3 protein-coding genes are annotated in these 2,401 nt (G+C 31.9%); all 3 read left to right on the top strand.

Annotation, left to right across the window (positions count from 1 at the left end; genetic code table 11):
* The first annotated feature begins 233 nt into the window (after positions 1 to 233).
* The 3 genes from ABD077_RS25055 (at position 234) to ABD077_RS25045 (ending at position 2,110) form a co-directional block, all read left to right on the top strand.
* A complete protein-coding gene (locus tag ABD077_RS25055; protein WP_343914938.1) occupies positions 234 to 743 on the top strand; it encodes a hypothetical protein in 510 nt (169 codons plus the stop codon).
* 283 nt (positions 744 to 1,026) lie between these two features.
* A complete protein-coding gene (locus ABD077_RS25050) occupies positions 1,027 to 1,425 on the top strand; it encodes a hypothetical protein (protein ID WP_343914937.1) in 399 nt (132 codons plus the stop codon).
* Positions 1,426 to 1,600: 175 nt separating this feature from the next.
* The gene (locus ABD077_RS25045; protein ID WP_343914936.1) at positions 1,601 to 2,110 is read left to right on the top strand and encodes a hypothetical protein; all 510 of its coding nucleotides are present in this window, start codon (positions 1,601 to 1,603) and stop codon (positions 2,108 to 2,110) included.
* Positions 2,111 to 2,401: the final 291 nt, after the last annotated feature.

Genomic DNA, 2,401 nt, shown 5'->3' with positions numbered 1-2,401 from the left:
ATCGATTGGTTTGTGTATATTTATGAAGGCACAATGATTGCAAAAAGGAAAAGTTAGCAACCAATGCGCAGAAAAACCGAAAAGCAGGGTAACATTTTGCCCTGCTACGACACATATATTAAACGTTGTAAAACATTTGAATACTTGCTTTACTCATTGAAAGCTATCGCTGACTCATTATTACTATTAGAAAACAAAATAGGATTTTAATATTGTGTAATCAAAACAACAAAATGAAACTACTGATTACCTTAATACTATTAACTAGAATTAATTTCATTGGAAATGCACAAAATGATTCAATCAAATCTACCGAATTGGATAAATTATATGTTCGAGCTTTAAATAGCAGATTTGACCTTTTACTATCGAGCGGTTGGAGGTATATCGAGCTGAATGAAAATGGTAAGCGGATTTCCAAATTAAATGTATCTGAACAATATAAATTCTTAACTAATGAAGAATTGATTGACTTATCAATTAAAAAGAAAAAAACAATTCGAGTTTTGAGATTGACTCACAAAATAATTGGAACTGACACTGTGGATGTGAATTTTGGAATTGTAAATGTGACTGGAAAACGAAAAATTCATTTCAACAACGGATTGAAATTCAAAAAAGCGAATTTCGCTTTGAACTGTGGTGGAACAAATGTTTATGTGCCTGATATGAGATTTGTGCTTGACCGAAAAAAAAATGATTGGGAATTAATAGATGGAAAATATAAAATACCAACTGAATAAAAAACGTTTTACAACAACATATATGTGCCATAGCAGCTAAATGATTAATCGAATGATTCTTGTATTTTTGGTAAAGCGCAATGCTTGCAGAAAGTAAAAGTTAGCAACCAATGCGCAGAAAAATCGAAAAGCAGAGTAACATTTTGCTCTGCTACGACACATATATTAAACGTTGTAGCTAATTGAGAAAATGATATATAAAATCTTAAATATAATACTAGTAACTTTTCTAGTTCTTGGTTGTGGGAAAAACAAAAAACAATCTGAAAACATGAAATTAGAAATGGAGAGATCCGAAAATGAACCTAAATCATTACTTGATAATGTCAAACTCGCTATAAATCCAAAGTTCCAAGATTGGGTATTATTTGAAAATGGAACTTACATTATTTTTGACGATACTAATAAAGTCAAAAATATCAAAGACAAAGCAATTGAGTTAATGAAAGAATTTGGACCAGTTAACGCTGGCGGACCTGCTGGTGATTTTAATGTGATATCTCTTAATCAAACGAAAGGTTGGGTTGTTTCAGGACATGGATATGGAATGTACACCTATGTTCATCCTAACGAATTAAATACCAACTCTCCTGACGATGTTACAATCGGAATATTTGGACGCTCTAAGCGAGATAAAGATGGAAATGACCCAAAAATTGTCCATATAAATAAAAGTAACTAGCTACAACAACATATATGTGGAATAGCAGCTAAGTGATAAATCGCATGGTCTGTGTATTTTTGGCAAAGCGCAATGGTTGCAGAAAGTAAAAGTTAGCAACCAATGCGCAGTTTTTATTGAAATCAGGGTAACATTTTGCTCTGCTACGACACATATATTAAACGTTGTACAACATATGAAAAAAATCTTCTATTCTTTGTTATTAATTCTCCTTTCTTTATCGTTAAAAGCGCAAGAAAACCCTTTGCTTAAACAATTATCTGAACTAGAGGGATCGGAAAAACAAGTAAATTATATTCTAAATCTAAAGGTTACGGAATTAAAAGAAAATAAAGTAATAGCTGAACTCAAAAAGAAATTAAATTCTGAACTTAATTCAGTAATTTCTTGTGTAATACCTTATAAGTTAAGCGAAAATTTAAAATTGACAGATGAGGAAGGGCGAGAATTGAAAAAACACATAGCAAAAATAGCAGACAAGTTTTCTGAATCTGAATATTACACGCTTTTTGAATTTTCTGGAGGATACGCTCCCATTTTTGGAGTTAACGTAAAAACTGTTAAAAATAAAGAAACAGTAATTGTGATGCTAGGCGGAGATTGTACCAAAGACAAAACCGAATTAAAAGCAGAAGAAATTTATACTGTATTTAATGACAGAATGAACGAATTAATGAATAAATAAACGTTGTACAACACTATATATGTGATCATAGCAGCTAAGTGATGAATCGAAAGGTTATTGTATTTTTGGGAAGGCGCAATGCTTGCCGAATGGAAAAGTTAGCAACCAATGCGCAGAAAAATCAAAAAGCTAGGTAACAATTTGCCTAGCTACGACACATATAGTAAACGTTATCCGTGCATTTTAGGAATCTGAAAAGTAAAACGAAAGCAACGAACGGTTAACCACCCAATGACCTGAGTATTTTTGTGATGGTTAGTGTCTAATCGAGGAAAAAGCGATAAGAAAAAC

Origin of the sequence: Aquimarina litoralis, assembly GCF_039523995.1 — a bacterium.
In the GTDB taxonomy this organism is placed as follows: Bacteria; Bacteroidota; Bacteroidia; order Flavobacteriales; family Flavobacteriaceae; genus Aquimarina; species Aquimarina litoralis.
Note: the sequence above shows the minus strand (reverse complement) of the source record. Positions and strands in the feature narration are given on the sequence as shown.